Origin of the sequence: Corynebacterium neomassiliense (genome assembly GCF_900626215.1) — a bacterium.
Lineage (GTDB): Bacteria > Actinomycetota > Actinomycetes > Mycobacteriales > Mycobacteriaceae > Corynebacterium > Corynebacterium neomassiliense.
In genome coordinates, this window is sequence record NZ_LR131106.1 from 846,244 (window position 1) to 871,579 (window position 25,336).

The window sequence follows — 25,336 nt, forward strand, 5'->3', positions numbered from 1 at the left end:
CATGACAGACCGGGCGCCCCTGACAGAGCACAGCAGCACAGGCCGGATCACCGTCGAGGACGCCCACCTGCGCAATCTTCGCCATGTCGACGTCAGTCTGCCGCGCAACGCCCTTGTCGCGGTGACCGGGGTGTCCGGTTCCGGGAAGTCCTCACTGGCCTTCGGCACCATCCACGGTGAAGCACAGCGCCGCTACCTCGAGTCGGTCGCCCCGTTCGCCCGACGTCTCATCGCCGGCGCCGTGGACCCGCAGGTCACCGCCATCCACGGCCTGCCGCCCACGGTCGCCCTGGAGCAGAACCGTACCGGCGCCTCCGCCCGGTCGACGGTGGGCACGATCTCCACGATCTCGAACTCGGTTCGGCTGCTTTTCTCCCGCTGCGGTGACTACCCCGCGGAACTCCGCAGAAGGGTGGGACGCCTGGACTCCGACAGTTTCTCGCCGAACACCGCCGCCGGCATGTGTCCCACCTGCCAGGGAACCGGGACCGTCCACACCCCGACGGAACGGACCATGGTGCCGGACCCTGACCTCTCCATCGACGACGGTGCCGTAGCCGCATGGCCCGGGGCCTGGCAGGGGAAGAACTTCCACGACATCCTCGTCACCCTGGGCTACCGTACCGACGTGCCCTGGCGGGAGCTGCCCGCCGCCCAACGGGAGTGGATCCTGTTCACCGACGAGACCCCCGTGGTCACCGTGCACCCTGTCCGTGGCGCCCACCAGGTTCAGCGCACCTACCGGGGTACCTGGCGCTCGGTGTCCGCGTACCTGCGTGAGACACTCGCGTCCACCGGGTCGGAGAGCACCCGCAGGCGTGTGCTGTCGTTCATGGAGCACGCGGTCTGCCCTGCGTGCGGTGGGCGCCGTCTCATCCCCGACGCCCTGAAAGTCACCTGGCAGGGACTCACCGTCGACCGGCTCAACGCCCTGTCTCTGGAGGATCTGTGTGACAGGGTCACCGGTACCGGGACAGCCGGTACCGGTACGACCGGTACGACCGGTACCGCCGGGCCTGCGTCGGCAGAGGCGGAGCGGCTGCTGCTCAACCAGCTGACCCCCACCCTCACCGCCGCAGTCGACCTGGGACTGGGCCACCTCAGCCTGGACCGGGCCGCCACCACACTGTCCGCGGGGGAACTTCAGCGTCTGCGGCTGGCGTCCCAGCTGCACTCCGGCCTCTTCGGTGTGGTCTACGTCCTCGACGAACCGTCGGCCGGCCTGCACCCCACCGAACGGGAGGCGGTCCTCGACCTCGTGCGGCGTTTCATCCGGGCCGGGAACAGTGTCATCCTGGTGGAGCACGACATGTCCCTGGTGGCGGCGGCCGACCATGTCATCGACGTCGGACCCGGAGCCGGGGAGCTCGGCGGTGAGGTGCTCTGGTCAGGCCCGGTCGAGGGACTTGCCGGGGCCGACACCCCCACCGGCCGTGCCCTCGCCGCTCCCCTGCCCCGCCGGTGCGCGGATCCACGGCCCGCGACCGGTTCGCTGCGGGTGCGGGGAACCCGGCGAAACCTCGACGTCGACATCACGCTCGGACTGGGCCAGTTCACCGTCGTCACCGGAGTGTCCGGCTCCGGCAAGTCCACTCTCGTCACCGGAGTGCTCCCCGAGGTGGCGGCAGCGGCCGGGCTGCGCACCGACCTCATCACGCAGAAACCCATCGGGAGGACGCCCCGGTCCACCCTCGCCACCTACACCGGACTGTTCGACCACGTCCGTCGACTGTTCGCCCGCACCCCCGACGCACAGCAGCGAGGGTGGACCGTCTCCCGGTTCTCCTACAACGTCGCCGAGGGGCAGTGCCCGACCTGCCACGGTGAGGGAACCATCGAGGTTGAGCTGGTCTTCCTGCCCGGCAGCTACACTGTCTGCCCCGACTGTCGTGGAGCGCGCTACCGGCCGGAGACCCTGGAGGTCACCTGGCACGGTCACACGGTCGCCGACATTCTGGGCCTCACCGTCGCCCAGGCCCGGGAAGTGTTCGCCGACCAGCCCCGGATCGCCGCGGCACTGGAGACCCTGCACGCCGTGGGCCTGGACTACCTCCGCCTCGGTCAGGGTGCACCGGAACTGTCCGGCGGTGAGGCACAGCGGATCAAACTGGCCACCGAACTGCAACGCACCCCCACCACCCGTCGCAGGACACCGACCGTCCACCTGCTCGATGAGCCCACCACAGGCCTGCACCCTGCTGATGTCGACCTCCTGGTCACCGAACTGTGCAGACTCGTCGACGCCGGTGACACGGTCGTCGTCGTCGAGCACGACATGAGGGTCGCGGCGCAGGCCGACCGGGTGGTGGACCTGGGCCCCGGGGCCGGCGCCGAGGGTGGCCGGGTCGTCGCCGACGGGACACCGGCCGAGGTGGCCGGGGCGGCGACGGCGACCGGGCGTGCTCTCGCGGCGTCCTCCCGAGTCTGAGGGTCAGTCCAGTCCCACCGCCGCCGCTGCATGGACCGCGTCGGTGAGCACGGCGAGGGTCTCCGACTCCAGGCGCCACCGCTGCCAGTACAGCGGTACTTCCGTCACATCGTCGCTGAGACGCACCATCGTCCCTTCGGCGACGAACGGTGCGGCCGCCGGAACAGGGACGACCGTCCAGCCGAGACCTGCGGTGACGGCGTCGTTGAGGCCTTCGAAGCTGGGGATGCGCGACACCCGGCGGCCGGGGTCGGGCCGGACCCCGTGGAGTTGCAGGACAGTGTCCGTCATCCGGTCGTGGTCGCTGATCACCAGGGCCGGCAGGTGCGCCCATCCGGTCTCGGAGAGCTGGCGTGCCAGTCCGGGGGACCCCACCGGCCAGTAGCGCAGGGTACCGAGGGTCTCCGCCACACAACCGGGGACCGGGGTCTTCTCGGCGGTGACCACACCCATCACGTCGCCGCGCCGGAGCATCTCCAGGGAATGCTGCTCATCTTCGACCAGGAGCTGCAGTCCGATTCCACCGTGCCGGGCCACCTCCGCGAGCACGGGCCGGAACCAGGTTCCCAGGGAGTCGGCGTTCACCCCCACCGTGACCGGACGTTCGCTGACCCGGTGACGCAGCCGGTCGCCGGTCTCCGCCTCGAGCAGACGCATCTTCCGGGCCGCCTGGACGAGTACCTCCCCGGTGTCCGTCACACCGACCGGCGTGGTACGCCTCACGACCACCCGGCCCACGTCCGATTCCAGTGCCCTGATCCGCTGGCTGACCGCCGAGGGGCTGATCCCCAGTCGTGCTGCGGCTCCCTCGAAGGTCCCCTCGTCGACGACCATCAGCAGAGTATCCATGTGACGTGCAATCATGAAGTTGATCTTACTCATGTTCAGATCCACTTGTTTGTCTTCAGACAGGGGGCTTCCTAGGCTTCCCGACGTGACCACCGAATTCATCCGCATCGCACTCGCAGGCCTGCTCTTCCAGCTCACGGTCGTCGTCGGCGTAGGACCGCAGAACCTGGTCCTGCTGCGGCAGGGTGCCCGCCGGTGGGGCGTGGGACTGGTCGTCACGGTGTGCGTCCTCGGCGATCTCATCCTCCTGCCCGCGGGAACCGCAGGCATCGGGGTGGTCGTCGAACGGATGCCGGTACTGCTCGACATTCTGCGGTGGGCAGGCGTCGCCTATCTCCTGTGGTTCGCGGCGACCTGTCTGCACGGCGTCAGGCACCCCCGGCCGATCGACGCCACCGTCGCCGTCGCCGGAGACCCGCCGGTGCCCCTGACGGCGACCGGTCCCGCGAGCGCTCCTGCGTCTGCTCCCGCACCGGGGTCGGGGCCGGGCGGCACCACGGTCGCGACACTGCCCGCCCGCAGCCGGAGCAGAGAACAGACCCGCCGCACCGGAGCTCGCATGCCTGCCCTCGCGGCGCTGCCGACGGCCCTCGCGGTGACCTTCCTCAACCCTGCGGCGTACGTCGACGGCATGGTGGTGTTCGGGTCCATGGCCAACCAGTACACGGACGCCGGGAAGTGGGCCTTCACCGTCGGAGCGGTGGCCGGGTCCACCCTGTTCTTCATCGTGGTCGGCTACGGTGCCCGCTACCTCGCCCGTCCACTGTCCAGGGCGGTGGTCTGGCGGTGGCTCAACCTCGGCATCGCGGTGGTGATGGTCGCGATGGCCGCACGGCTCGCACAGGCCGTCTGACCGGTCGACCGGTCAGACGTCCATGGTCGCCACGGCCGCGGCGGGCACAGTGGTCTCAGAGCGGGTTTCCGCCGCCGACCAGGATCCACAGTGCCGCGGCACCCGCCACCCCGATGACGGCGAACAACCAGGCGGACAGACGAGGGCGCGTCGCCCAGCCACGAGAACCGTCGACGGCGTAGCGTCCCGGTCCGGTCAAGATGAGCACCAGTCCCCCCAGCGCGAGGAACCCCCAGGCCTGGGCGTTGACGTCCAGCTGGTAGGGCCAGTGACCCGCCGCCGATGACGCCAGGAAGTGCAGCGCCATGAAACCGGCGGACACCACAGCCACCGCGCCACCGAAGGGGGTCAGCAGTCCCAGCAGGAGGAGCGCACCTCCCACCAGTTCGGCAACAGGAAGGGCAAGTGCGAGTACGGCCGCGGCGTCGTAGCCGCCGAGAACCTGCTCAAGCGTGTCGATACCGGGGTCGCCCCCGACGGCGAAGAGGGTCTGCACCCCCCTGAGCCCCAGGAGGACACCGACGACGGCGCGCAGGAGCAGCAGTCCGAGGTCCAGGGTCCCGCGGCGTACCGGGGCGACAACATCGTCCGACTGCCCGTCGTCCCTGGCCGTACTGTCCACTCCGTACTCCGTGTCCCCGCCGGGGACACCGGCGGCACCGGCAGGGGCGTAGCCCTGTGCCCCGTACTCGCGGGTGGCGTAATCTCCCCCGTCTCCCTCGTACCCGTCCACCGCACCGGCCCCTGCATCCGCACTTCCACGGTAGAGGTCAGCGTCATAGGAACTGTCGTCGTAGGCACCGTCGACAGGACCGGCAGGGGCGAAAACCCTGGTGGCACTGTCGGCAGAGCCGGTGTCGTCCGTGGTACCGGGGAACACCGTGGTTTCGGTGCTCTCCGTGTCCGAAGGACGCCCCGAGCGAACGCCCGAAGGCCCGTAGGGTTCTGCTCCCTCATCCGGGCTGCCGGTGGCGTCCTGCCCGGCGGAAGCCGGTACAGGAGCGGCCGCAGGTTTCACGGGCTCGATCTTCTGCGGTCTGGCCCGGCCCACGACGTCGTAGATGTCGCGTCGTGGCCGGGGAGCGACCACAGGTTCGGCGACCGTTCCGGCGTCATCCCTGTCGGTGTCCTCCCCGTCCCCGGCGACATCGTCGGAGACACGTGTGCTGTCCCCGTCACCACCGTCGGATGCCGGGGCGTCCTCACCGCCGGAGACGGACCGTGGGGTCCTGTCTTCGGCGTCAGGTACCGCCGCACGGGTCACCGCGTCCCCGGGCGCGTCCGGGACGTCGATGTCGTCGAACCCGTCGACATCCTCGACGCCGTCGACGTCCCCTGACTTGCCGAAGACTCCGTCGCGCTGCCTGTCCATGGCATCCACCTTCCGGTTCCGGGTGCACTGTTCACTGCCTCCAGCCTAGGCTAGGCGGCACGCCTACCCGCGCAGGAAGCCCGCCGCGCATGTCGCGACGACAACATCGCCTCCACCACCCGCCCGGGTTGCGAGGGCTGCGCGGGACACTGACTGGACCGACACAAGGAGGACGCCGTGGGATACGTCGAAGCCGGAGGATACAACCGGGACATGAACTACATCGACGACAGGGTGGTGCAGCACCCCGACGGTGACCGGCAGTGGCCCGTGGAAGCGGGCCGCTACCGGCTCATCGGCTCCAGAGCCTGCCCCTGGGCCCACCGTGCGATCATCACGCGCCGGCTCGTCGGCCTCGACACAGGGCCGGAGGCCGGACCAGACACAGCGCCGGAGGCTTCCACGGCCGGGAGTCCGGCACCACTGTCCCTGGGCCTGTGCGGACCGACCCACGACTGGAAGTCGTGGACCTTCGACCTCGACGAGGACTCGGTGGACCCGGTGCTCGGCGTCGGACGGCTACGTGACTGCTACCTTCACCGTTTCGCCGACTACCCCAAAGGGATCACCGTTCCCGCCCTCGTCGAGATCAGTTCGAAGGCGGTGGTGACCAACGACTTCCGCACCATCGTAAAAGACTTCGCCACCCAGTGGTCACCACTGCACCGGCCCGGTGCCCCCGACCTCTACCCCGTCGAACTGCGCGCAGAGATCGACTCGATGGCGGACATCAACTTCCGCACCGTCAACAACGGCGTGTACCGGTGCGGTTTCGCCGGTGACCAGGGCTCCTACGAAACCGCGTTCGCGGCACTGTTCGCCCGGCTCGACGAGCTTGAGGAGCACCTCTCCACCCGCCGGTACCTTGTCGGCGGGCAGCTGACCCTGGCCGACATCTACCTGTTCGCCACCCTCGTGCGCTTCGACCACGTCTACCACGGCCACTTCAAGTGCAACCGGAACCGGATCGCCGACATGCCGAACCTCTGGGGGTACCTGCGGGACCTGTTCCAGACCCCCGGGTTCGGGGACACCGTGAACTTCGACCAGATCAAACAGCACTACTACCGGGTCCACACGGACATCAACCCCACCGGGATCGTCGCCGTGGGCCCCGACCCCGCGACGTTCTACACCCCGCACGACCGGGAGCGGCTCGGCGGAACGCCGTTCCGGAACGCCGCCGGAGACGCGACAGCCCCGGCGGCGCCACGCCCCGAGGATGTCCGGGACGGTGACGAGGCCGGGGCGTTCGCCTGAGCAGAGCGGTACTGACCGGTAATCACCGGCCCAGCAGCCGCCCCCTGCTACAGGGCTGCCGTGATCTTCTCCACGGACTGCTTGGCGTCCCCCAGGAGCATGTCGGTGTTGTCCATGAAGAACAGGGGATTCTGGACACCGGCGTAACCGGCACCCATCGACCTCTTGAACACAATGACATGGTGGGCGTTCCACACCTTGAGAACCGGCATACCGGCGATAGGTGACCCGGGCTCCTCGGCGATGGGGTTGACCGTGTCATTCGCACCGATGACGAGCACGACGTCGACGTCACCGAAGTCGTCGTTGATCTCGTCCATCTCATGGACGATGTCATAGGGAACCTTGGCCTCGGCGAGCAGCACGTTCATGTGCCCGGGCAGACGCCCGGCCACCGGGTGGATACCGAAGCTGACGTCCACGCCGTCCGCACGGAGCTTCCGGACCAGTTCGGCGACCGGGTACTGGGCCTGGGCCACAGCCATACCGTAACCGGGGGTGATCATGACCTTGTGCGCGTGACGCAGCAGGTCCGCGGTCTCCTCCGGGGTGATCTCCGTGTGGGCACCGTAGTCGTGGTCGTCACCGCCAGCGGTGGTCTCTGAACCGAACCCGCCGAGGATCACCGAGATGAACGACCGGTTCATCGCCTTGCACATGATGAACGACAGGTACGCACCCGACGACCCGACCAGGGCACCGGTGATGATCAGCAGCGGATTGGCCAGCATGAAACCGGCGGCGGCAGCCGCCCAACCGGAGTACGAGTTCAGCATCGAGACCACGACCGGCATGTCACCGCCGCCGATGGCGGCGACAAGGTGGAGGCCCAGCGCCAGAGCGAGGACCAGCATCACACCGAGAATCGTCCAGGCGACAGGCTTGTTGTCAGCCTCTTCGGTGCCGGTCAGGATGAAGAAGACCATGCCCACCAGGGTGATGACGATGATCGCCAGGTTCAGCAGGTTTCTTCCGGGCAGCGCGAGGGGCGCCCCCTTCATCTTCCCGGACAGTTTGAGGTAGGCGATGATCGATCCGGTGAAGGTCACCGCACCGATGAAGATGCCGAGATAGACCTCGCCGAGGTGGAACTTCTCGTATCCGGCCTCTGCCGAGCTTCCGGCGTGGATGAACGAATTGACGCCGATGAGCACGGCGGCCAGGCCGACGAAGCAGTGCAGCATCGCGATGAGCTCCGGCATGCCGGTCATCTCGACGCGGCGGGCCCGGGCGACACCGATGACGGCGCCGATGAGCATGGCCACCGCGACAAGGAGCACCGTGACCCAGGCGTCATTGTAGTGGTCAGGGTCGGCGTGGGACTGCACCGCAGCCTTGAAGACCGTCGCCACCAGGGCGATGGCCATACCTGCGATCCCGAAGTAGTTTCCGCGGGCCGCCGACTGCTGCCGTGACAGTCCCGCCAGCGCGAGGATGAACAGCAGCGCCGCGACGAGGTAGGCGAGTGTGGTGATCCGGTCGGTCCAGTCCTGGAGATCCTGGGACACCCCGGAGCCCGTCGCCACGGTGGCGGCGGCGAATGTCAGACTCTGCATCAGTTACCTCCCTGGAACATGGCGAGCATACGGCGGGTGACCGCGAAGCCACCGAAGATATTGACCGAGGCGACCACGATAGCGACGAACGCGAGCACCGCGATCGCGATGTTCGAGGAACCGACCTGCAGAACCGCACCCACGAGAATGATCCCCGAGATCGCATTGGTCTCACTCATCAGCGGTGTGTGCAGCGAGTGGGTGACCGCGGTGATGACGTAGAAGCCGACGACCACGGCGAGCATGAGGATCATGTAGTTCGTCGTCACAGACAAGGGGCTGACCAGGACGAGAGCGACGCCCAGTACAGCGGCCGCGGCCTTCCACCACAGTCCCGACCCAGACTTCTCCTCACCGGGAGAGGACGCCGTGGCGTCCTGTGCCGGTGGTGCCGGGGTGGCGGGTGCGGCGGAGACCTTCACCGGTGGCGGGGGCCACAGGATGTCGGTCCCTGACGCCGTGGCGTGGGTGACCGTGATACCGCGGATGATCTCGTCGTCGAAGTCGAGGACCGGCGTCCCGTCCTTGTCCGGGGTGATCAGCTTGAACAGGTTGACGATGTTCTGGCCGTAAAGCTGGGAGGACTGGGCGGGCAGGCGTCCTGCGAGGTCCGTGTACCCGATGACGGTCACACCGTTGTCCGTGGTCGTGACCTCACCGGGGACCGTCAGCTCACAGTTGCCGCCGTTGGCAGCGGCCATGTCGACGATCACCGAGCCTGGCTTCATCGCTGCCACGTCGGCCGCTGTGAGCAGGACCGGGGACTTTCTGCCGGGAATGTTCGCGGTGGTGATGACGATGTCCGCCAGGGCCGCCTGCTCGGCGTAGAGTTTCGCCGCCGCGGCCGCCTGGTCCTGGGTCATCTCCCTGGCGTAACCGTCATCCGACTTCTCTGCCGCGGTCGGGATCGCGACGAACTCGGCGCCCATGGACTCGACCTGTTCGGCGGTCTCAGGCCTCAGGTCGGTGGCCTTGACCACCGCACCCAGTGAGTTGGCGGTGCCGATCGCCGCCAGCCCGGCGACTCCGGTACCGATGACGTACACCGTTGCCGGGGGAACCTTGCCCGCGGCGGTGACCTGCCCGGTGAACAACCGGCCGAAGGCGTTGGCCGCTTCGATGACGGCACGGTAGCCGCCCACGTTCGCCTGAGAGCTGAGGACGTCCATCGCCTGGGCCCGGCTGATACGCGGGACGGTGTCCATCGCCATCGCCGTGATGTTGAGGGAGGCGAGTTTGTCGACCAGTTCACTGTGACGCCCCGGGGCCAGACGCGAAATGAGCGTCGACTGCGGCTTCATGGATTCGAGCTGGTCCGCGGACGGGGTGTCCACGGTGATGAGGATGTCGGCGGTGGACCAGACATCCTCGCCGACGATCTGTGCGCCGGCGGTCTCGTACTGACTGTCGGGGTAGTTCGCCCGGCCACCTGCCCCCGACTGCACGGCGACGTCATAGCCCAGTTTCCTGAGCTTGCCGACCGTGTCGGGGGTTGCTGCGACCAGTGTCTGCTGTTCCCGTGGAATGCCGATAAGCAACGGAGAGCTCCTCTGGAGCGGTTTCGGCCGTCACGGACCCGACGAAACCGGCACACTGTTGGGAGGCCGGCCGCGTCGGGCGCTCATGACGGACCGGTCTTTTAGGGTCACGTCTGTAGACGTCAACCCCAGTATGCCCACCAGTCTGACGGGAGTCACCGATTTCCGGGTGAAGTTCGCCGTGACGTTGACGACACCACCCCCGGGAACCCCCCGCAACGTCTGAGACCCCCCGGGCGCCGCCCCTAGCCCAGCCGGGCCGCGATGAGCTTGTTCACCTGGGCAGGGTCCGCCTTGCCACGGGTGGCCTTCATCACCGCACCGACAATGGCACCGGTGACCTTGTGGTTGCCCGCCCGGTACTTTTCGACGATGTCGGGGTTGGCGGCGAGGGCGTCATCGACTGCCTTCTCGATCGCACCGTCGTCCCTGACGACCTCCAGGCCTCGGGCTGCGACGACCTCGTCGACGTCCCCCTCCCCCGCCAGGACACCGTCGACCGCCTGCCGGGCAAGCTTGTTGGTCAGCTTTCCTTCACCGATGAGGGCCACGACCCGGGCGACCTGTCCGGGGGTGATCGCCAGCCCCTCGAGATCGGTACCCGCCTCATTGGCCTTCTGCGCCAGGTAGGCGACCCACCAGCTGCGGGCCTCCGCCGGTGAGGCCCCGGCCTCGACGGTGGCGATGATGAGGTCCAGGGCGCCGGCGTTGACCAGGTCCCGCATCTCCTCGTCCCGCAGAGACCACTCCTCCTGGATGCGGGCACGCCGGACCCAGGGCATCTCCGGCAGGGTCGCGCGGATCTCCTCGACCCACTCCGCCGGAGCAAGCACGGGAGGAAGGTCGGGGTCGTTGAAGTAGCGGTAGTCCGCCATGGTCTCCTTCGGACGCCCCTTCGCCGTGGTGCCGTCGGTCTCCTGGTAGTGACGGGTCTCCTGGATGATCTCGACGCCGTTGACCAGGCAGGCAGCCTGCCGCTGCATCTCGAAACGCACCGCCTGCTCGACGGACTTCAGGGAGTTGATGTTCTTTGTCTCGGTACGGGTTCCGAACTCCTCGGTACCGACCGGACGCAGGGACAGGTTGGAGTCCACCCGCATGGAACCCTGGTCCATGCGCACGTCGGAGACGCCCAGAGCCTTGACCAGTTCACGCAGTGCGGTGACATATGCCCTGGCGACCTCGGGCGCACGCGCTCCCGCGCCCTCGATCGGCTTCGTCACGATCTCGATGAGGGGAATGCCCGCACGGTTGGCGTCCACCAGTGACGCCGTGGCCCCGTGGATACGGCCGTCCGCCCCGCCGAGGTGGGTCAGCTTGGCGGTGTCCTCCTCCATGTGAGCACGTTCGATCTCGATGCGCCACGGGGTGCCGTCGTCGAGGACGATGTCGAGCCAGCCGTCATGGGCGATGGGCTCGTCGTACTGGGAGATCTGGTAGTTCTTCGGCTGGTCCGGGTAGAAGTAGTTCTTCCGGGCGAACCGGGAGTACGGGGCGATCTCGCAGTTCAGGGCCAGTCCGATCTTGATGGCCCATTCCACACCCTGCCGGTTCACCACCGGCAGGGCTCCCGGAAGTCCGAGGCACACCGGGTCCACGTTGCTGTTCGGCTCGTCACCGAATTCAGCGGAGGAGGTCGAGAACATCTTGGACCGGGTCAGGAGCTCGACGTGGACCTCCATGCCCATCACCGGGTCGAAGTGCTCGAGGACCTCGTCGAAGTCCATAACGTCATCGGAGTAATCGTTCACCACGGCAGTCATGGTCACCCATCCTAGTTGGCTGCGCCGAGGCGGCCACCGACAGGCCGGCCGGACGCCCCGGAACCCCCTCCGCAGTCACCCGAGCAGGGACAGCGCGCTCTCCCACCGGTGGTCCGGAACCACCTTGAGCGAACCCACCGCGTCATCGAAGGAGACCAGGCTGACCGCCTCACCCCGCAACGCCACGACAGTGCCGAACTCGCCCCTCAGCGCCGCCTTGGTGGCGTGCACCCCGTAGCGGGTGGCGAGCACCCGGTCGAATGCGGTCGGCGTCCCGCCCCTCTGCACGTGCCCCAGGACCGTCGACCGGACATCGGCGTCCAACCGGTTCTGGATCTCGTGCGCGATGAGCGCACCGATGTTGCCGAACTTCTCGTGACCGTACTGGTCCACCTCACGTTCGGCCATCTCCAGGGTCCCCTCGGCGGGCACCGCGCCCTCGGCGACGACGATGATGCCGTACTTCTCCCCCATCTGGAACCTGCGGGCCATCCTGGTGCACACGTCCTCGATGTCGAAGGGGTGCTCGGGGATGAGAATGTCGTGGGCTCCCCCTGCCATTCCGGCGTGCAGGGCGATCCAGCCGACGTGGCGGCCCATCACCTCCACGATCATCACCCTGTCGTGGGACTCCGCCGTGGTGTGCAGCCGGTCGATCGCATCCGTGGCGACCGCCACCGCAGAATCGAAACCGAAGGTGTAGTCGGTGGCGTTGACGTCGTTGTCGATGGTCTTGGGTACCCCGACGACAGGCACACCGTGCATGTGCAGGAACCTGCCGCCCTTGAGCGTGCCTTCCCCTCCGATGACGACCAGGGCGTCGATCCCGGCGTCCGACAGGTTCGCCTTCACCCGGTTCACAGCGCCGGTGAATTCGTCGACCGGCATCCGACCGGTACCGAGGACGGTTCCGCCGCGGGTGAGGATACGGTCGATGTCCTCGTCGTCGTAGAGCTGGACTCTGCGGTCCTCCACCAGGCCCTGCCAGCCGTCCTCGTACCCCACGACGGTCGCGCCGTGGCCCGCCGCGGTTCGGACCACGGCCCGGATGACGGCGTTGAGGCCGGGGCAGTCCCCGCCACTGGTCAGAGTCGCGATGCGCATGGCACCCAGACTAGCGGGCGGTCCCCGTGTCCGCCCGCCCGTCCGCCCGCCGGTCGTCCCGGCCGGCCGGAACCCGCCGGTCCCCGGACACGCCGTAGGTGTCCCGGGACATCAGTGAGGTGACGGTTCCCACGAGGATGACACCGGCGGCGAGGAGTATCGCCTGGCCGAACGCGGACCCGGGATCGGTGACCGTGAGCCGCCACTGCATGACCGCGCCCACTCCCGCGGTACCCAGCACCGACCCCAGCTGCCGGGTCTGGTTGTACACCCCGGACCCCACACCCATCTGGTGCGGGGACAGGTCGCGCATCGTCGACGCGGAGTTAGGTGCCCAGACGAAGGAGTTGCCCACACCCAGGCCCACGAGAGCGACGACGGTCCAGTAATGGCTGACCCCGGTGGACATGACCACCGTCATGCCCACGATGGACGCCGCGAGCACGGTGAAGCCGAAGGCGCCGAACCTGCGGGCACTGTACCTGTCGCTGAGCCGGCCGACCAGGGGGGAGAGCACCAGGGACGTCGCGGCCTGCGGGATCATCATCAGGCCCGCGCCCAGCGGACTGAGACCGTGGACCTGCTGGTAGTACATGGTGATCGGCAGGGGGATGGACGCCACGGCAAACCCCATCGCCGTGATACCTATATTTCCCAGGGTGAAGTTCCTCACCTCGAACAGGCTCAACGGCATCAGCGGATCCCGGCCGGCCGATTCAGCGACCACCTGCTGGCGTACGAAGGCCGCGAACAGCAGCACGGCCACAGCGACCATGATCCAGATCCACCAGGTCCAGTGCTCTTTCTCGCCCTGCTGCAGGGCGAAGACGAGAAGGAACACCGACACCATCGACAACAGGACCGAAAGCGGGTCGATCCGCCGGGAGCTGGTACGTATCGCCGGTACCCAGACCATCACCGCGATCACGGAGAGGACCCCGATGGGCACGTTCACGAAGAAGATCCACTCCCACCCGACGTACTCGGTGATCACCCCGCCCAGTACCGGGCCTGTCAGGGTGGACAGGCTCGCCGTCGCACCCCACGCACCCATCGCCGCGCCCCGGCGCTCCCGGGCGAAGACCCGGTTGATCACCGCCATCGTCTGGGGTGTCAGCAGGGCCGCACCGAGTCCCTGCACGGCACGGGCGGCGATGAGCTGCCCGACGTTCTCCGACAGACCGCACCACAACGACGACAGCGTGAAGACCACCATCCCCACGCAGTACACGTTCTTCGGGCCGAACCTGTCACCGAGACGGCCGGTGACCAGCAGGGGGACCGCGAAGGTCAGCAGGTAGACCGAGGTGACCCAGATGACCTGGTTGTAGTCGGCCTCCAGATGCTCCTGGAAGTCCGGTGTCGCCACCGCCACGATCGTCTGGTCGAGCAGGATCATGAAGAAACCCGTGCACAACGCCAGAAGCGCCTTCCACGCCGCAGGTTCCGGCAGGGGAAGTTGCGGATACCGGGTGTCGGTCACATGTTCGGCGTCAGTCACAGAGGGACAGTCTGCCACACTCCCCGCCCCCTGCGGCAGATCCCTGTCAGGATGATTCCGGTCCGGTACCGGGGTCCGTCACCGCGGGGTCCGTCACCGCGGGGACCGGAGGCGTCACTTCCCGATGCGGGCACGCAGACCGGGCAGCGCCTCCCTGAAAGGCGGAAGCAGCCGTAGTTCGGAGACCTCGTCGATCGGGCACCATGCCAGGTCCGTGCTCTCCGCCGTGGGGGTCAGGGTCAACGCCCGGCGGGCGGTCCCGGTGACCGTGGTGTAGGTCCACTCGGTCACAGAACTGTCCGGGACCTCCCAGCACAGTTCCCCGTCAATGGTGGCAACCAGCCGGTTCCCGGTGTCCGGGTGAGTCACGGGATGATCCCTCAGAGCGTCGTAGAGCCCCGCACCGCCGCTCACGGCAGTGGTGACCGGGGCAGCCAGTGCGAGCTCGTCGCCGGTCAGGGGAACACGCCGCAGCACATGGTCGAGCGCGACCCGGGCAGTCACGACCGACCCGGTGACCTGCACATCCGCAGGGTCCACCCCCGTCTCCTCCATGGTCTCCCGCAGCGCTGCCTCAGTGACCGTCTCACCTACGTCCACCGCACCACCGGGAATCCCCCAGGTCCCGCCGAAGTTCGTCCACATGGCCCGGTGCTGGACGAGCAGCAGGGTCACCCCGTCTTCGACGGTCGTGAGGAAGAGCCCGGCAGCACCGAGAGTTCCCCACCTGCGGATCCCGTCCACACCCACGGCCCAACCGTCACCGTGGATCACCTGTTCAGCCATGACTGCCAGGGTACCCGCGGAAGCCGGCACAGGAAGCCGGCACGCACACGGGTCCGGCAGACCTTCAGGCCCGGCCGGCCTCGTAGGCGGCACCGACCCGGTACAGCCGGTCATCCCCGTGTGCCGGGCCCATGATCTGCAGACCCACCGGCAGTCCGGTGTCGGAGGCCAGCGGTCCCGGCACGGACATCCCGCACACACCCGCCAGGTTCAGCGGCAGGGTGCACAGGTCGAACAGGTACATGGCCAGCGGATCGTCGGCCTTCTCACCGAGCGCGAACGCCGTGGTCGGGGTGACCGGGGAGACGAGCACGTCAACCCGGGAGAAAGCCTTCGCGAAGTCCTGCGCGATGAGGTTACGTACCCGCTGGGCCTTGATGTAGTAGGCGTCGTAGTAGCCCACCGACAGTGCGTAGGTTCCCAGGATGATACGGCGCTTCACCTCCGGGCCGAACCCCTCCGCGCGGGTGATCGCCATGACCTCGTCAGCGGAGTGGTGACCGTCGTCCCCGCGACGCTGCCCGTAGCGCATGCCGTCGAAACGGGCGAGGTTGGAGCTGACCTCACAGGGCAGGATGAGGTAGTAGGCGTTCAGTGCGTAGTCGAAGCTCGGGCAGTCCACCTCGACGACCGTGGCACCCTGGCGCTCCAGTTGCGCCAGCGAAGCACGGTAGCTCTCCTCCACGCCGGCCTGCAGCCCGCGGACCTCCTCCAGCTGCTTCACCACGCCCACGGTCACGCCGGTGAGGTCACCCGAGGCACCCTGTCGGGCCGCCTCGACGACCGGTGCGACCGGCCGCTGTGAACTCGTCGCATCGAAGCGGTCGTGTCCGGCGATGACCTCGTGCAGCAGTGCGGTGTCCAGTACGGTGCGCCCCGTCGGCCCTCCCTGGTCCAGGGAGGAGGCGCAGGCGACCAGACCGTACCTGGAGACCGTGCCGTAGGTCGGCTTCACACCGACCGTGGCCGTCAGAGCCGCCGGCTGACGGATGGAACCGCCGGTGTCGGTGCCGATGCCCAACGGTGCCATGCCTGAGGCCAGAGCGGCAGCGGAACCGCCGCCGGAGCCTCCCGCGGTGCGTGTCAGGTCCCACGGATTGTGGGTGGGACCGTACGCGGAGTTCTCGGTGGACGACCCCATCGCGAACTCGTCCATGTTGGTCTTGCCGAGGATCGGGATCCCCGCCGCACGGAGCTTCTTCGTCACCGTGGCGTCATAGGGGCTCATGTAACCCTCGAGAATCTTCGAGGCGCAGGTGGTCGGGGCGTCCGTGGTGACGAAGACGTCCTTGAGCGCCAGCGGCACACCTGCCAGGGGGGACGCCACGGTCCCCGAGGCGATGTCCCTGTCCACCTGTTCCGCCGCGGCGACCGCGGCGTCCTCCCCCACGTGGAGGAAGGCGTGCACGTCAGCGTCGACGGCCCGGATCCGGTCGAGGTGGGCACGGGTCACCTCCACCGAACTGACCTCCCTGTCCCGGATCTTCTCCGCCAGCTCGGCGGCGGTCCAGGTGGTGAGGTCGGAATCGTCGTGGGAGCCGACGAGTGCTGTATCGGTCATGTCTTCTGTCTCCTGTCGGTCCTCGGTGGTCACGTCTGGTCCCCGCCCGGCACTACTCACCGAGGATCCGGGGAACCTGGAACCTGCCCCGTGCCTGCTTCGGAGCCTGGTCGAGCGCCTGGGCCGCGGTGAGCAGGGTCTCCGGAACGTCCTCACGCATCACGGAGACGTCACCGTCGACGTTCTGGGTGGGGTGGCTCAACGGTGCGACCCCGTCGGTGTCCACCTCCTCGACGGCCGCGACAGTGGCGACGATCCCGTCGATCTGCTCTGCGAAATGGGTGAGCTCCTCCTCCGTCAGTGCGAGACGGGAGAGCCTGGCGAGGTGCGCGACCTCGTCACGGGAGATCTCTGACACGGGGGATCCCTTTCTGGTGAGTGTTCCTGTACCCGAGTCACTGTAGTCGGACAGCACCCGCGGCAGGACACGGGGCACCGGGGATTCACCGACCGGGGCGGGCAGAGGTTCGCTACAATCGGCCTGTTGAACCCGTCCCCTACTCTCCACCCCGAGGTCTGCCTTGTCCTACCTGATGCGCGTACGGCTGCCCGACGTCCCCGGAACCCTGGGCAGGATCGCCGCGACCCTCGGGAGCGTCGACGGTGACATCCGGACCGTCGATGTCGTCGAACACGACCCCGACGGCACGGTCGTCGACGACATCGTCGTCGACCTTCCCCCCGGACGCCTCGCCGATGCGCTCATCAGCGCCGCGCAGGAGGTCGACGGCGTCTACGTCGACTCGATCCGTCCCTTCTCCGGCACCGTCGACCGCAGGGGGCAGATCAGTCTGCTCGCCGGGGTCGCACGACGGCGGGCCCACCGGTCGGAGAGTCTGGCGTCCCTGCTCGACAAACTTCCGAAGACCATGTCGGTGCAGTGGGTCGTCGTCCTCGAATCGGTCACCGACGCCACGGGTCAGGTCGCGGTGCGCCGGGTCGCGGCGTCCTCCTCCGCCCCCGGGGACGACGGACGCACCCTGGAGGCGACGCCGGTGACCCAGGCCCGCGCGCTGACCGACCGGGACACCTGGGTCCCGGAATCCTGGACGGTCATGGACTCGGCACTCGCCGCCACCCCCCTCGACGGGACGGACCTGATCATGGTGATCGGACGGCCCGGGGGCCCCGACTTCCTGCTCTCGGAGATCGACCACCTCGGAGAGCTGGGCTTCATCCTCGGCGCACTGCTGGCGTAGGCACCCGCCCACCGCTCACGCCTCCCGGAACGGGAACCTGCATCACTGTCCCGAGCCGGGAGCGAGGAAGAGCCGGTAGGACGGATCGTCGGTGATCTCGGTGAAGGGGAAGGCCAGCTCAGCGAGATGCTCCCCGAACTCCGTGCCCCCGGCGTCCTCGAAGGCCGCCAGCACCCGGCCGTAGTCCATCCCCTGGCTACGGTAGTGGAACGCAGTGATGTTCCAGCGGGTGCCCAGCACCTCGAGGAACCGGGTCAGCGCGCCGGGGTGCTCCGGAAACTCGAAAGAGAACACCCGTTCGTCCACCGGTGACGGGGGGACGCCGCCGACCATGTAACGGACGTGCTCCTTGGCGGTCTCGTCGTCGGACAGGTCCACGACCCCGTATCCGGCCGCCCGGAGAGCGTCAGCGATGGATTTCCTCTCCTCACCACCGCCCTTGAGCTGGACGCCGACGAAGATCCGGGCACGGTGGTCCTCCGACTGCCCGCCGCTGCGCTCGTCGACCCGGTAGTTGAACTCCGTGACCATCCTGCCGTCGAGAACCTGGCAGAACCGAAGGAACGCGCCCTGTTCCTCGGGGATGGACACGGCGAAGATGCCCTCTCCCCCCTCACCGAGCTCAGCACGCTCGGAGATGTAACGCAGGGTGTGGAAATTGAGGTTCGCCCCCGAGAGGATGTTGACCAGGGTCTCCCCGCGGACGTCGTGGGCGGCGACATATTTCTTCAGTCCCGCCAGAGAGGTGGCCCCGGCAGGTTCCGCCACCGCCCGGTTGTCGTCGAAGAGGTCCTTGATCGCCGCACTGATTTCGTCGGAACTCACCGTGATCACGTCGTCGAGGTGGTCACGGCACAACCGGAAAGTCTCGGCGCCGACGGTCTTCACGGCCACACCTTCCGCGAAAAGGCTGACATGGTCCAGGGTGACCGGGCCACCGGCGGCGAGTGCCGCCGTCAGGCACGCGGACTCCTCCGGTTCAACCCCGATCACGGAGATCTCCGGGTCCAGCTCCTTGAGGAGGACGGCGACCCCGGCCGCCAGTCCTCCCCCACCCACCGGGACGAAGACCCGGTCCACCGGACCGGACTGGAAGATCTCCAGCCCGATGGTTCCCTGCCCGGCGATGACCGCCTCATCGTCGAACGGCGGCACATACTCGAGCCCCTCCGACCTGGACAGTTCCACGGCCCGGGACTGGGCAGCGTCGAAATTCTCCCCGTGGAGGATGACCTCTCCCCCGAAACCGCGCACCGCATCGACCTTGATCGAGGGGGTTGTCACCGGCATGACGATGACCGAACGCATCCCGAGTTCCCGCCCGGACAGGGCGACTCCCTGCGCATGGTTTCCTGCCGAGGCCGTGATGACGCCGGGGCACCCGACCAGCTGGGACATGCGGTTGAAAGCTCCCCGCAGTTTGAAGCTGTGGACGGGCTGGAGGTCCTCCCGTTTGACGAGGACACGGTTGCCGATCCGCTCCGACAGGCCGCCCATCGTCTCGACCGGAGTGTGTTTCGCGACCCGGTAGACGGGGGCGGCGACGATGTCGCGGAGGTATTCAGCGGAGTTCTTTGCCATGGTCAACCATGCTACTCAGCGGTGGTGGACCCTCCCCGGACCAGGTGCGGTCACATCTGCGGTGCGGTCACATCTGCAGGGGCCACGAGGTGTTCACCGTGGCTGCACGGTCAGACTGGCCACGGGACTCGAAATGCTCCCTCAGACGGGTCTTGTCCTCGTAGTTCCAGGTGGCCTGCTTCAGCATGAGTTCATCGCAGGTCATGTCCGCGAGTTCGGGGTAGGCGCGGGCGATCTTCCAGGCCACGCGGGCGGCGGCGACGGCGTCCGCGGTGGCTTCGTGGGCATTGTCGAGGGTGACCCCGTAGTGTTCGCACACCTGGTTGAGGCGGCGCCCGCCCCGCCGGTAACGGTCCATGGCCTTGTCGACGACCAGGGGGTCGAAGACCGGCCCGTCGACCGTGAACGTGGGGTCGAGTGTGCGCAGCACCGTGAGATCGTAGGTGGCGTTGTAGACGATGAGGGTCGCGCCCTCCTCCCACCCACGTCGGATACGCGCAATGGTCTCCGCGAGGACCTCGTCATGCGGCCGACCGTGCTCCCGGGCATATGCGGTGGTGATCCCGTGGACTGCCGTGGCACCCTCGGGGATCTCGACACCCGGGTCGGCGAGGATCTCCAGGTCATCGCGGTGTGACCCGTTGATGGTGATCAGTGCACTTGTCACGATCCGTGCGGTGAGCGGGTCAGGACCGGTGGTCTCCAGGTCGAAACTCAGCATATGGGAGGGATCGAAACGGGTGGCGGTCGTCATGGTGGACAACTCTAGCGGGACCACGGACGCCGATTCCGCGACGGTCGCCCGGGGGCGCGGTCAGTGGTCGGCGTCCGCTGCTCCGGTGGAGGCGGTGGTGACGACGAGGCCTTCATCGTCACCGAAGAGGTGATGGGTCGAACCGGCGGACTGGGCGAGGATCTCTTCACGGCTGATCAGGTTGAACATTGTTCTCTCCTGTGTGGTTGCGGGACGTGGGCGCCGCTCCCGTGGGATATGCTGCGCGACAGACTGACAGTAAGTTTCCCGACAGTAACTGGTCGAGCGGAGCAGGGACCCCTCCCCCCGGCGACAGTTGCACCAGTCCGATATCTGTCGACGTCACCGACATCTTCTCTGTCCCTGGATGTTGTTTCCACCGCAGAGAACACCACCCCCGCCCACTGTGACGGTGTCCACCCCAGCCCCGGCCCGTGTGATCTCAGACTCATATCCGTTCAGAAACAATGTGCCGCGGCGGGCCCGCCCGGACCGTCCGCCTCACCGCTAGACTGATCCGGGTGAGCGAGCACCGACAGCCAACCCCCGGGACATCCCCACGCGAATCCTCGGACCCCGCCGAACGGTGGTCCACCCTGGCCGCGGAGATCCGGCACCACCGTGACCTCTACTACTACCGGGAGCCGGTGATCACCGACGCCGAGTTCGACAACCTCATGCGCGAGCTCCAGGATCTCGAGGCACGCCACCCCGAGGCCGTCACCGGCCCCAGCCCGACCCAGGAGGTGGCCCAGCCACCGGTCAACTCACCGTTCCGCAATGTCGCGCACCGTGAGCGGATGCTCAGCCTCGACAACGTGTTCGACATCGCCGAGCTCCGCGAATGGCTGGAACGCACCCCGGCCGACACCTACCTCACAGAGCTGAAGATCGACGGCGCATCCATCGACCTGCTGTACATTGACGGCCGCCTGGACACCGCCCTCACCAGGGGTGACGGCGTCACAGGCGAGGACATCACCCATAACGCCCGCACCATCGGTGACATCCCGGACCAGCTCACCGGCACCGAGGATTTCCCGGTGCCCGCAGTGGTCGAGATCCGGGGGGAGGTCTTCATCACCGTCGAAGACTTCGCGACGATGAACGCCGACCGGCAGGCAGAGGGAAAGAAGATGTTCGCCAACCCCCGCAACGCCGCCGCCGGGGCGATGAGACAGAAGAACCCCGAAGAGACCGCCAGAAGACCCCTGCGCCTGATCTGCCACGGTATCGGTGCCAGGGAGGGATTCGACCCGGAGACCCAGCACGAGGCGTACCGGGCGATCGCCGCTTGGGGTCTTCCGGTCAGCCCCTACACCCGGCAGGTCCACTCCCCCGACGAGGTGGTCGACCGGGTCCGGTACTGGGGCGACCACCGGCATGACGCCGCCCATGAGATGGACGGGCTCGTGGTCAAGGTCGACTCCCTCCGGGAACAGGAACGGCTGGGTGCCACCAGCCGTGCACCCCGGTGGGCCATCGCCTACAAATATCCGCCCGAGGAGGCCATGACGACCGTGGAGTCCATCCGTGTCGGGATAGGACGTACCGGACGTGCCACCCCGTTCGCGGTGATGACACCGACCTACGTGGCCGGTTCCACGGTCTCGATGGCGACCCTCCACAACCCCACCGAAGCCCACCGTAAGGGTGTCAGGCTCGGCGACCGGGCGATGATCAGGAAGGCCGGGGAGGTGATCCCCGAGGTCCTGGGTCCTGTCGAGGAGGCACGGGACGGCTCCGAGCGCGAGTTCGTCTTCTCCTCACTGTGCCCCGAATGCGGCACCCCCCTCGCCCCCACCCGGGACGGGGACGCCGACTGGCGCTGCCCTGACACCCGGCACTGCCCGGGTCAGCTGCAGAACAGGGTGAACTACCTGGCCGGACGCGGTGCCTTCGACATCGACGCCCTCGGAGAGCGGGCCGCGCACGATCTCGTCGCCTCCGGCGTCCTCCCCGACGAAGGACGCCTGTTCTCCCTCACTCCGGAAGACCTGATGGGCACCGGCGCGTACACGACAAAGTCGGGGAAGCTCAACCGCGCAGGCGAACTGCTGCTGGAGAATCTCGAACAGGTCAGGCAGGTCGACCTGTGGAGGGTGATCACGGCGCTGTCGATCCGGCACGTCGGCCCGACCGCCGCGAAAGCCCTGGCTGCGACCCTCGGTTCCGTCCCCGCCATCGCTCAGGCCTCCGTCGGGGAGATGGCGGAGATCGACGGGGTCGGTCCGGTGATCGCCCAGTCAGTGAAGGACTGGTTCAGCGTCGACTGGCACCGGGAGATCGTGGACGCCTGGGCCGAGGCCGGGGTCCGCATGGAACAGCATGTCGACAAGTCCGACCTGCCCGAGCAGACCCTCGCCGGTGTCACCGTCGTCGTCACCGGATCGCTGACCGGGTACGACCGCACCTCGGCGAAGGAGGCGGTCGAGTCCCGGGGAGGGAAGGCTGCCGGATCAGTGTCGAAGAAGACCGACTTCCTCGTCGCCGGAGAGAAGGCCGGGTCCAAGCTGACGAAGGCGGAGGAGCTCGGAGTGCCGGTACTGGACGAGGCCGGCTTCGAGAAACTGCTGGAAGGGGGGCCTGAGGCGGTACGGTGACCGCACGGCACCAGGGTCCGGCGGTAGTATCGCGGCCATGTCCGTCGTGAAGATCAACGCCATCACCGTCCCCGCCGGAGCGGGCCCTGAACTCGAGAAGCGGTTCGCCCACCGTGCCCACACCGTCGAGAACTCTCCCGGATTCGAGGGCTTCCGGCTGCTCCGGCCCACCGCGGGCGAGGACCGCTACTTCGTCGTGACCACATGGGCCGACGAGGAGTCCTTCCAGGCCTGGTCGCAGGGACCTGCGAAGGCCGCGCACAGCGGGCCGCACTCGGGTGAGGGGAAGAAGCCGGTCGCCACCGGTGCCGAACTCCTGGAGTTCGAGGTCGTGGACCTCGACACGCTCGCCGCCGAGCGGTAGATACCACTCCGGACCACAGGTCCCGAATGTCGGTTCCGTTCGGTGCCGTTCGGTGCCGTTCGGTGCCGTTCAGTTCCGGTGGAGCAGAGCCGCAGCGCCCCGTACCGTGCGGGCCAGCTCTGCGGCTGCACCCGGGGTCATCACGTCCGTGCCCACAGCCACCAGGTCCACCTGCGGACGGGGTTGTGCCGTGTCGAAGGTCCACCTGCGCCAGGTCCCGATCACCTCGCGGGCGATGTCCGCGTCACTTCTTCCGGTCTGACCGGATCCCGGCGCGCAGATCCGCCATGCCACGGGAGTTCCCGCGTCAATGAGCCGGGCCACGTCGTCGTCCAGGTCGTCGACGACGACCGTCACCGCGCCGGTGGCCGCGAGCTCCGGGTAGGTGCACCCGGCGTCCAGCACCACCTGGCGGCCGGCGGACTCTGCGGAGCCCACGACCTGTCCGATGAACCGGTGTTCCACGTTCGCCGCGACGCCCCGGTCCACCGTCATGGTCTCGAATTCTGTGGCCCCCACCAGGGTTCCCGTGACCTCGGGGAACCGCCGTTCGTGGACGTGGACGACTGTCGCGCCCACGGCGTCGCAGAACTCGCGGATCCCCTCGCCGAGCGCCAGCGAGACGTCACGGAACGCGGGTCTGTCGAAACACAGCGGATGTCCGTGGTACTCCACGGTGGCCCCGAACGTCCAGGGACCGGTGACATGCACCATGATCCTGTCCACCCCTGCGAGCATCTCGGCGGCGACGTCGGCGAGCTCGTGGCGTCGTCCCAGGAATGACCGCATGTCCAGGGTGCGGCCGGGGGCGATCTCCCATCCCCTGGCGTGCGAGCGCAGGTACGGGCCGCCGACGGTGACTCCCATCGCGGCCGTCTCCATCACCAGACCTCTCTCCACCGTTGAGCGTGGCAGGCTCAGTGGAGGCAGGGTCCCCACATCCTCGTCGACATCCCTGGTGCGCCGTGACGCCGCGGCCACGGCCTCCCTCAGACCGTTGTCGGTGGTGCGCACATCCTCCCACCAGCCGAAAAGGCTCATGCCGCCCCGGCCCCGGTGTGCGCCACCTCGACCTCACCGGCCCACGGTGCAGTCGCCCGGATCGTCCCCGACCCGATGAGGATGTCACCTTCCGGATCGGGCAGGTACACCACCGCCGCCTGGCCCCGGGCCACTCCGCGCAGCGGTTCGTGCAGCTCCAGCTCCACCCGGGAGTCCGGACCGTCCGCTGCACCTCCGTGGAGCGTCGCCGTCGCGGGAACCACTCCCCCGTGGGCACGGACCTGGACGTCACACCTGAATGTCGTCCCGTGCCTGCGGGGGTCGAGCCTCTTGAGCCGGTCCGCGGTGATGTGCCCGACGCGGAGATCCTCACGACGCCCCACGGTGACGGTTCCGGTGGCGGCGTCAATGTCGGTGACGTACCGTGGCTGACCGTCCGTGGCGGGTCCGGGAAGACCGAGCCCCTTACGCTGGCCGATCGTGAACCCGTACACGCCGTCGTGCTCGGCGAGGGTCTCCCCTCCGACCGACTTCACCATGCCCGGGCGCATTCCGATCCGGCGTCCCAGGAAGGCCTGGGTGTTGCCGTCGGGGATGAAGCAGATGTCATGACTGTCCGGCTTCTTCGCCACTCCGAGGCCGAGCGCCGCCGCCTCTTCCCGGATCCGGGGCTTCCAGGTGTCCCCCACCGGAAACATGCAGTGCGCCAGCTGCTCGTCGTCGAGGACGCCGAGAACGTAGGACTGGTCCTTGTTGTCGTCGACCCCGCGGCGCATCACACCGTTGCTGAGCCTGGCGTAGTGTCCCGTGACCACCGCATCGAATCCGAGGGCGATGGAGCGGTCGAGCAGTGCCTCGAACTTGATCTTCTCGTTGCACCGCAGACAGGGGTTCGGGGTTTCGCCGATCTCGTAGGACTCCACGAAGTTGTCGATGACGTCGGCCTTGAACCGGTCGGAGAAGTCCCACACGTAGAAGGGGATGCCGAGGGCGTCGCAGACGCGGCGCGCATCGGCGGAGTCCTCCAGGGAACAGCAGCCCCTGGAACCTGCCCGCACCGCCTCGGGAGACTGCGACAACGCCAGATGGACGCCGATGACCTCATGACCCTCGGCCAGGGCGCGCGCCGCCGCCACCGACGAATCGACTCCCCCGCTCATCGCCGCAACAACCCGCATGGACGCCGTCATCCTCTCCCACGGGATTTCCCGTGCCATTTTTCCCGATCACCGGTCCCACCCTGCCCGGGGCCGGCCGTGCAC

At 67.9% G+C, this 25,336-nt stretch carries 21 protein-coding genes; 6 read left to right on the forward strand and 15 right to left on the reverse strand.

From position 1 onward, the window contains the following. Nucleotide 1 precedes the first annotated feature (1 nt). Nucleotides 2-2,428, forward strand: coding sequence for an ATP-binding cassette domain-containing protein (locus E0E18_RS03690; RefSeq protein ID WP_130839367.1), 2,427 nt, complete (start codon nucleotides 2-4; stop codon nucleotides 2,426-2,428). Between the two features lie 3 nt (nucleotides 2,429-2,431). Here E0E18_RS03690 and E0E18_RS03695 read toward each other — a convergent pair whose 3' ends face one another. Next, the gene (locus E0E18_RS03695; protein ID WP_110482470.1) at nucleotides 2,432-3,292 is read right to left on the reverse strand and encodes an ArgP/LysG family DNA-binding transcriptional regulator; all 861 of its coding nucleotides are present in this window, start codon (nucleotides 3,290-3,292) and stop codon (nucleotides 2,432-2,434) included. Nucleotides 3,293-3,362: 70 nt separating this feature from the next. On the opposite strand from E0E18_RS03695, the gene E0E18_RS03700 reads away from it, so the two are divergent. Next, nucleotides 3,363-4,130, forward strand: coding sequence for a LysE/ArgO family amino acid transporter (locus E0E18_RS03700; RefSeq protein ID WP_130839368.1), 768 nt, complete (start codon nucleotides 3,363-3,365; stop codon nucleotides 4,128-4,130). 55 nt (nucleotides 4,131-4,185) lie between these two features. On the opposite strand, the gene E0E18_RS03705 is transcribed toward E0E18_RS03700, so the two are convergent. Beyond that, nucleotides 4,186-5,502 carry a DoxX family membrane protein gene (locus tag E0E18_RS03705; RefSeq protein WP_130839369.1) on the reverse strand — a complete coding sequence of 439 codons (1,317 nt, stop codon included), beginning with the start codon at nucleotides 5,500-5,502 and terminating at the stop codon, nucleotides 4,186-4,188. A 177-nt stretch (nucleotides 5,503-5,679) separates the two neighbouring features. Here E0E18_RS03705 and E0E18_RS03710 point away from each other — a divergent pair, with 177 nt between their 5' ends. Further along, nucleotides 5,680-6,762, forward strand: coding sequence for a glutathione S-transferase family protein (locus E0E18_RS03710; protein ID WP_130839370.1), 1,083 nt, complete (start codon nucleotides 5,680-5,682; stop codon nucleotides 6,760-6,762). A 47-nt stretch (nucleotides 6,763-6,809) separates the two neighbouring features. Here the strand turns inward: E0E18_RS03710 and pntB are convergent, their stop codons facing one another. The 8 genes from pntB to gatC all read right to left on the reverse strand — a co-directional run bounded on the left by pntB (nucleotide 6,810) and on the right by gatC (nucleotide 16,929). Next, nucleotides 6,810-8,318, reverse strand: a complete 1,509-nt coding sequence (pntB, locus tag E0E18_RS03715; protein ID WP_066583077.1) for a Re/Si-specific NAD(P)(+) transhydrogenase subunit beta — start codon at nucleotides 8,316-8,318, stop codon at nucleotides 6,810-6,812. Further along, the gene (locus E0E18_RS03720; RefSeq protein WP_130839371.1) at nucleotides 8,318-9,856 is read right to left on the reverse strand and encodes a Re/Si-specific NAD(P)(+) transhydrogenase subunit alpha; all 1,539 of its coding nucleotides are present in this window, start codon (nucleotides 9,854-9,856) and stop codon (nucleotides 8,318-8,320) included. The genes pntB and E0E18_RS03720 overlap by 1 nt, the downstream gene beginning before the upstream one ends. A 245-nt stretch (nucleotides 9,857-10,101) precedes the next feature. Beyond that, a complete protein-coding gene (gene gatB / locus E0E18_RS03725; protein ID WP_130839372.1) occupies nucleotides 10,102-11,619 on the reverse strand; it encodes an Asp-tRNA(Asn)/Glu-tRNA(Gln) amidotransferase subunit GatB in 1,518 nt (505 codons plus the stop codon). A 75-nt stretch (nucleotides 11,620-11,694) separates the two neighbouring features. Then, nucleotides 11,695-12,723 carry an ATP-dependent 6-phosphofructokinase gene (locus E0E18_RS03730; protein WP_130839373.1) on the reverse strand — a complete coding sequence of 343 codons (1,029 nt, stop codon included), beginning with the start codon at nucleotides 12,721-12,723 and terminating at the stop codon, nucleotides 11,695-11,697. Between the two features lie 10 nt (nucleotides 12,724-12,733). Beyond that, nucleotides 12,734-14,224 carry an MFS transporter gene (locus E0E18_RS03735; protein WP_130839374.1) on the reverse strand — a complete coding sequence of 497 codons (1,491 nt, stop codon included), beginning with the start codon at nucleotides 14,222-14,224 and terminating at the stop codon, nucleotides 12,734-12,736. 114 nt (nucleotides 14,225-14,338) lie between these two features. Beyond that, entirely contained in the window at nucleotides 14,339-15,010 is a 672-nt protein-coding gene (locus tag E0E18_RS03740; protein WP_066585730.1) for an NUDIX domain-containing protein, read from the reverse strand. Nucleotides 15,011-15,074: 64 nt separating this feature from the next. After that, a complete protein-coding gene (gene gatA, locus E0E18_RS03745; RefSeq protein WP_066585732.1) occupies nucleotides 15,075-16,571 on the reverse strand; it encodes an Asp-tRNA(Asn)/Glu-tRNA(Gln) amidotransferase subunit GatA in 1,497 nt (498 codons plus the stop codon). A gap of 52 nt (nucleotides 16,572-16,623) precedes the next feature. Continuing rightward, nucleotides 16,624-16,929: an Asp-tRNA(Asn)/Glu-tRNA(Gln) amidotransferase subunit GatC gene (gatC, locus tag E0E18_RS03750; protein WP_066585735.1), complete on the reverse strand. Its 306-nt coding sequence runs from the start codon at nucleotides 16,927-16,929 to the stop codon at nucleotides 16,624-16,626. A 163-nt stretch (nucleotides 16,930-17,092) separates the two neighbouring features. On the opposite strand from gatC, the gene E0E18_RS03755 reads away from it, so the two are divergent. After that, a complete protein-coding gene (locus tag E0E18_RS03755) occupies nucleotides 17,093-17,770 on the forward strand; it encodes an ACT domain-containing protein (protein WP_066583083.1) in 678 nt (225 codons plus the stop codon). Between the two features lie 42 nt (nucleotides 17,771-17,812). Here the strand turns inward: E0E18_RS03755 and ilvA are convergent, their stop codons facing one another. The 3 genes from ilvA to E0E18_RS14315 all read right to left on the reverse strand — a co-directional run bounded on the left by ilvA (nucleotide 17,813) and on the right by E0E18_RS14315 (nucleotide 20,294). Further along, nucleotides 17,813-19,351, reverse strand: coding sequence for a threonine ammonia-lyase, biosynthetic (gene ilvA / locus E0E18_RS03760; RefSeq protein WP_130839375.1), 1,539 nt, complete (start codon nucleotides 19,349-19,351; stop codon nucleotides 17,813-17,815). A gap of 67 nt (nucleotides 19,352-19,418) precedes the next feature. Continuing rightward, nucleotides 19,419-20,105 carry a 3'-5' exonuclease gene (locus E0E18_RS03765; RefSeq protein WP_066583089.1) on the reverse strand — a complete coding sequence of 229 codons (687 nt, stop codon included), beginning with the start codon at nucleotides 20,103-20,105 and terminating at the stop codon, nucleotides 19,419-19,421. A 60-nt stretch (nucleotides 20,106-20,165) separates the two neighbouring features. Beyond that, nucleotides 20,166-20,294: a hypothetical protein gene (locus E0E18_RS14315; RefSeq protein WP_261796798.1), complete on the reverse strand. Its 129-nt coding sequence runs from the start codon at nucleotides 20,292-20,294 to the stop codon at nucleotides 20,166-20,168. Nucleotides 20,295-20,572: 278 nt separating this feature from the next. Between E0E18_RS14315 and ligA the strand changes: the two genes are divergently transcribed. Together ligA and E0E18_RS03775 are read left to right on the forward strand one after the other, a co-directional pair. Further along, nucleotides 20,573-22,708 (forward strand): NAD-dependent DNA ligase LigA, encoded by a 2,136-nt coding sequence (gene ligA, locus E0E18_RS03770; protein WP_130839376.1) that lies wholly within the window; start codon nucleotides 20,573-20,575, stop codon nucleotides 22,706-22,708. 37 nt (nucleotides 22,709-22,745) lie between these two features. Further along, nucleotides 22,746-23,072 (forward strand): antibiotic biosynthesis monooxygenase family protein, encoded by a 327-nt coding sequence (locus tag E0E18_RS03775; RefSeq protein WP_066583093.1) that lies wholly within the window; start codon nucleotides 22,746-22,748, stop codon nucleotides 23,070-23,072. A gap of 69 nt (nucleotides 23,073-23,141) precedes the next feature. On the opposite strand, the gene E0E18_RS03780 is transcribed toward E0E18_RS03775, so the two are convergent. Next, nucleotides 23,142-24,113, reverse strand: coding sequence for a hypothetical protein (locus tag E0E18_RS03780; RefSeq protein WP_130839377.1), 972 nt, complete (start codon nucleotides 24,111-24,113; stop codon nucleotides 23,142-23,144). Next, complete coding sequence (gene mnmA / locus E0E18_RS03785) at nucleotides 24,110-25,252, reverse strand: tRNA 2-thiouridine(34) synthase MnmA (RefSeq protein ID WP_066585742.1); 1,143 nt, start codon at nucleotides 25,250-25,252, stop codon at nucleotides 24,110-24,112. Before mnmA ends, E0E18_RS03780 begins: the two co-directional genes overlap by 4 nt. Nucleotides 25,253-25,336 lie beyond the last annotated feature (84 nt).

Coding starts and splice junctions, on each gene's coding strand:
- pntB (WP_066583077.1), bottom strand. CDS start 8,318: ATGCAGAGTCTGACATTCGCCGCCGCCACCGTGGCGACGGGCTCCGGG.
- E0E18_RS03765 (WP_066583089.1), bottom strand. CDS start 20,105: ATGACGACCGCCACCCGTTTCGATCCCTCCCATATGCTGAGTTTCGAC.
- E0E18_RS03730 (WP_130839373.1), bottom strand. CDS start 12,723: ATGCGCATCGCGACTCTGACCAGTGGCGGGGACTGCCCCGGCCTCAAC.
- E0E18_RS03695 (WP_110482470.1), bottom strand. CDS start 3,292: ATGATTGCACGTCACATGGATACTCTGCTGATGGTCGTCGACGAGGGG.
- ilvA (WP_130839375.1), bottom strand. CDS start 19,351: ATGGCAAAGAACTCCGCTGAATACCTCCGCGACATCGTCGCCGCCCCC.
- E0E18_RS03705 (WP_130839369.1), bottom strand. CDS start 5,502: ATGGACAGGCAGCGCGACGGAGTCTTCGGCAAGTCAGGGGACGTCGAC.
- gatB (WP_130839372.1), bottom strand. CDS start 11,619: ATGACTGCCGTGGTGAACGATTACTCCGATGACGTTATGGACTTCGAC.
- E0E18_RS03690 (WP_130839367.1), top strand. CDS start 2: ATGACAGACCGGGCGCCCCTGACAGAGCACAGCAGCACAGGCCGGATC.
- E0E18_RS14315 (WP_261796798.1), bottom strand. CDS start 20,294: ATGTTCAACCTGATCAGCCGTGAAGAGATCCTCGCCCAGTCCGCCGGT.
- E0E18_RS03775 (WP_066583093.1), top strand. CDS start 22,746: ATGTCCGTCGTGAAGATCAACGCCATCACCGTCCCCGCCGGAGCGGGC.
- gatA (WP_066585732.1), bottom strand. CDS start 16,571: ATGACCGATACAGCACTCGTCGGCTCCCACGACGATTCCGACCTCACC.
- E0E18_RS03780 (WP_130839377.1), bottom strand. CDS start 24,113: ATGAGCCTTTTCGGCTGGTGGGAGGATGTGCGCACCACCGACAACGGT.
- mnmA (WP_066585742.1), bottom strand. CDS start 25,252: ATGCGGGTTGTTGCGGCGATGAGCGGGGGAGTCGATTCGTCGGTGGCG.
- E0E18_RS03740 (WP_066585730.1), bottom strand. CDS start 15,010: ATGGCTGAACAGGTGATCCACGGTGACGGTTGGGCCGTGGGTGTGGAC.
- ligA (WP_130839376.1), top strand. CDS start 20,573: ATGTGCCGCGGCGGGCCCGCCCGGACCGTCCGCCTCACCGCTAGACTG.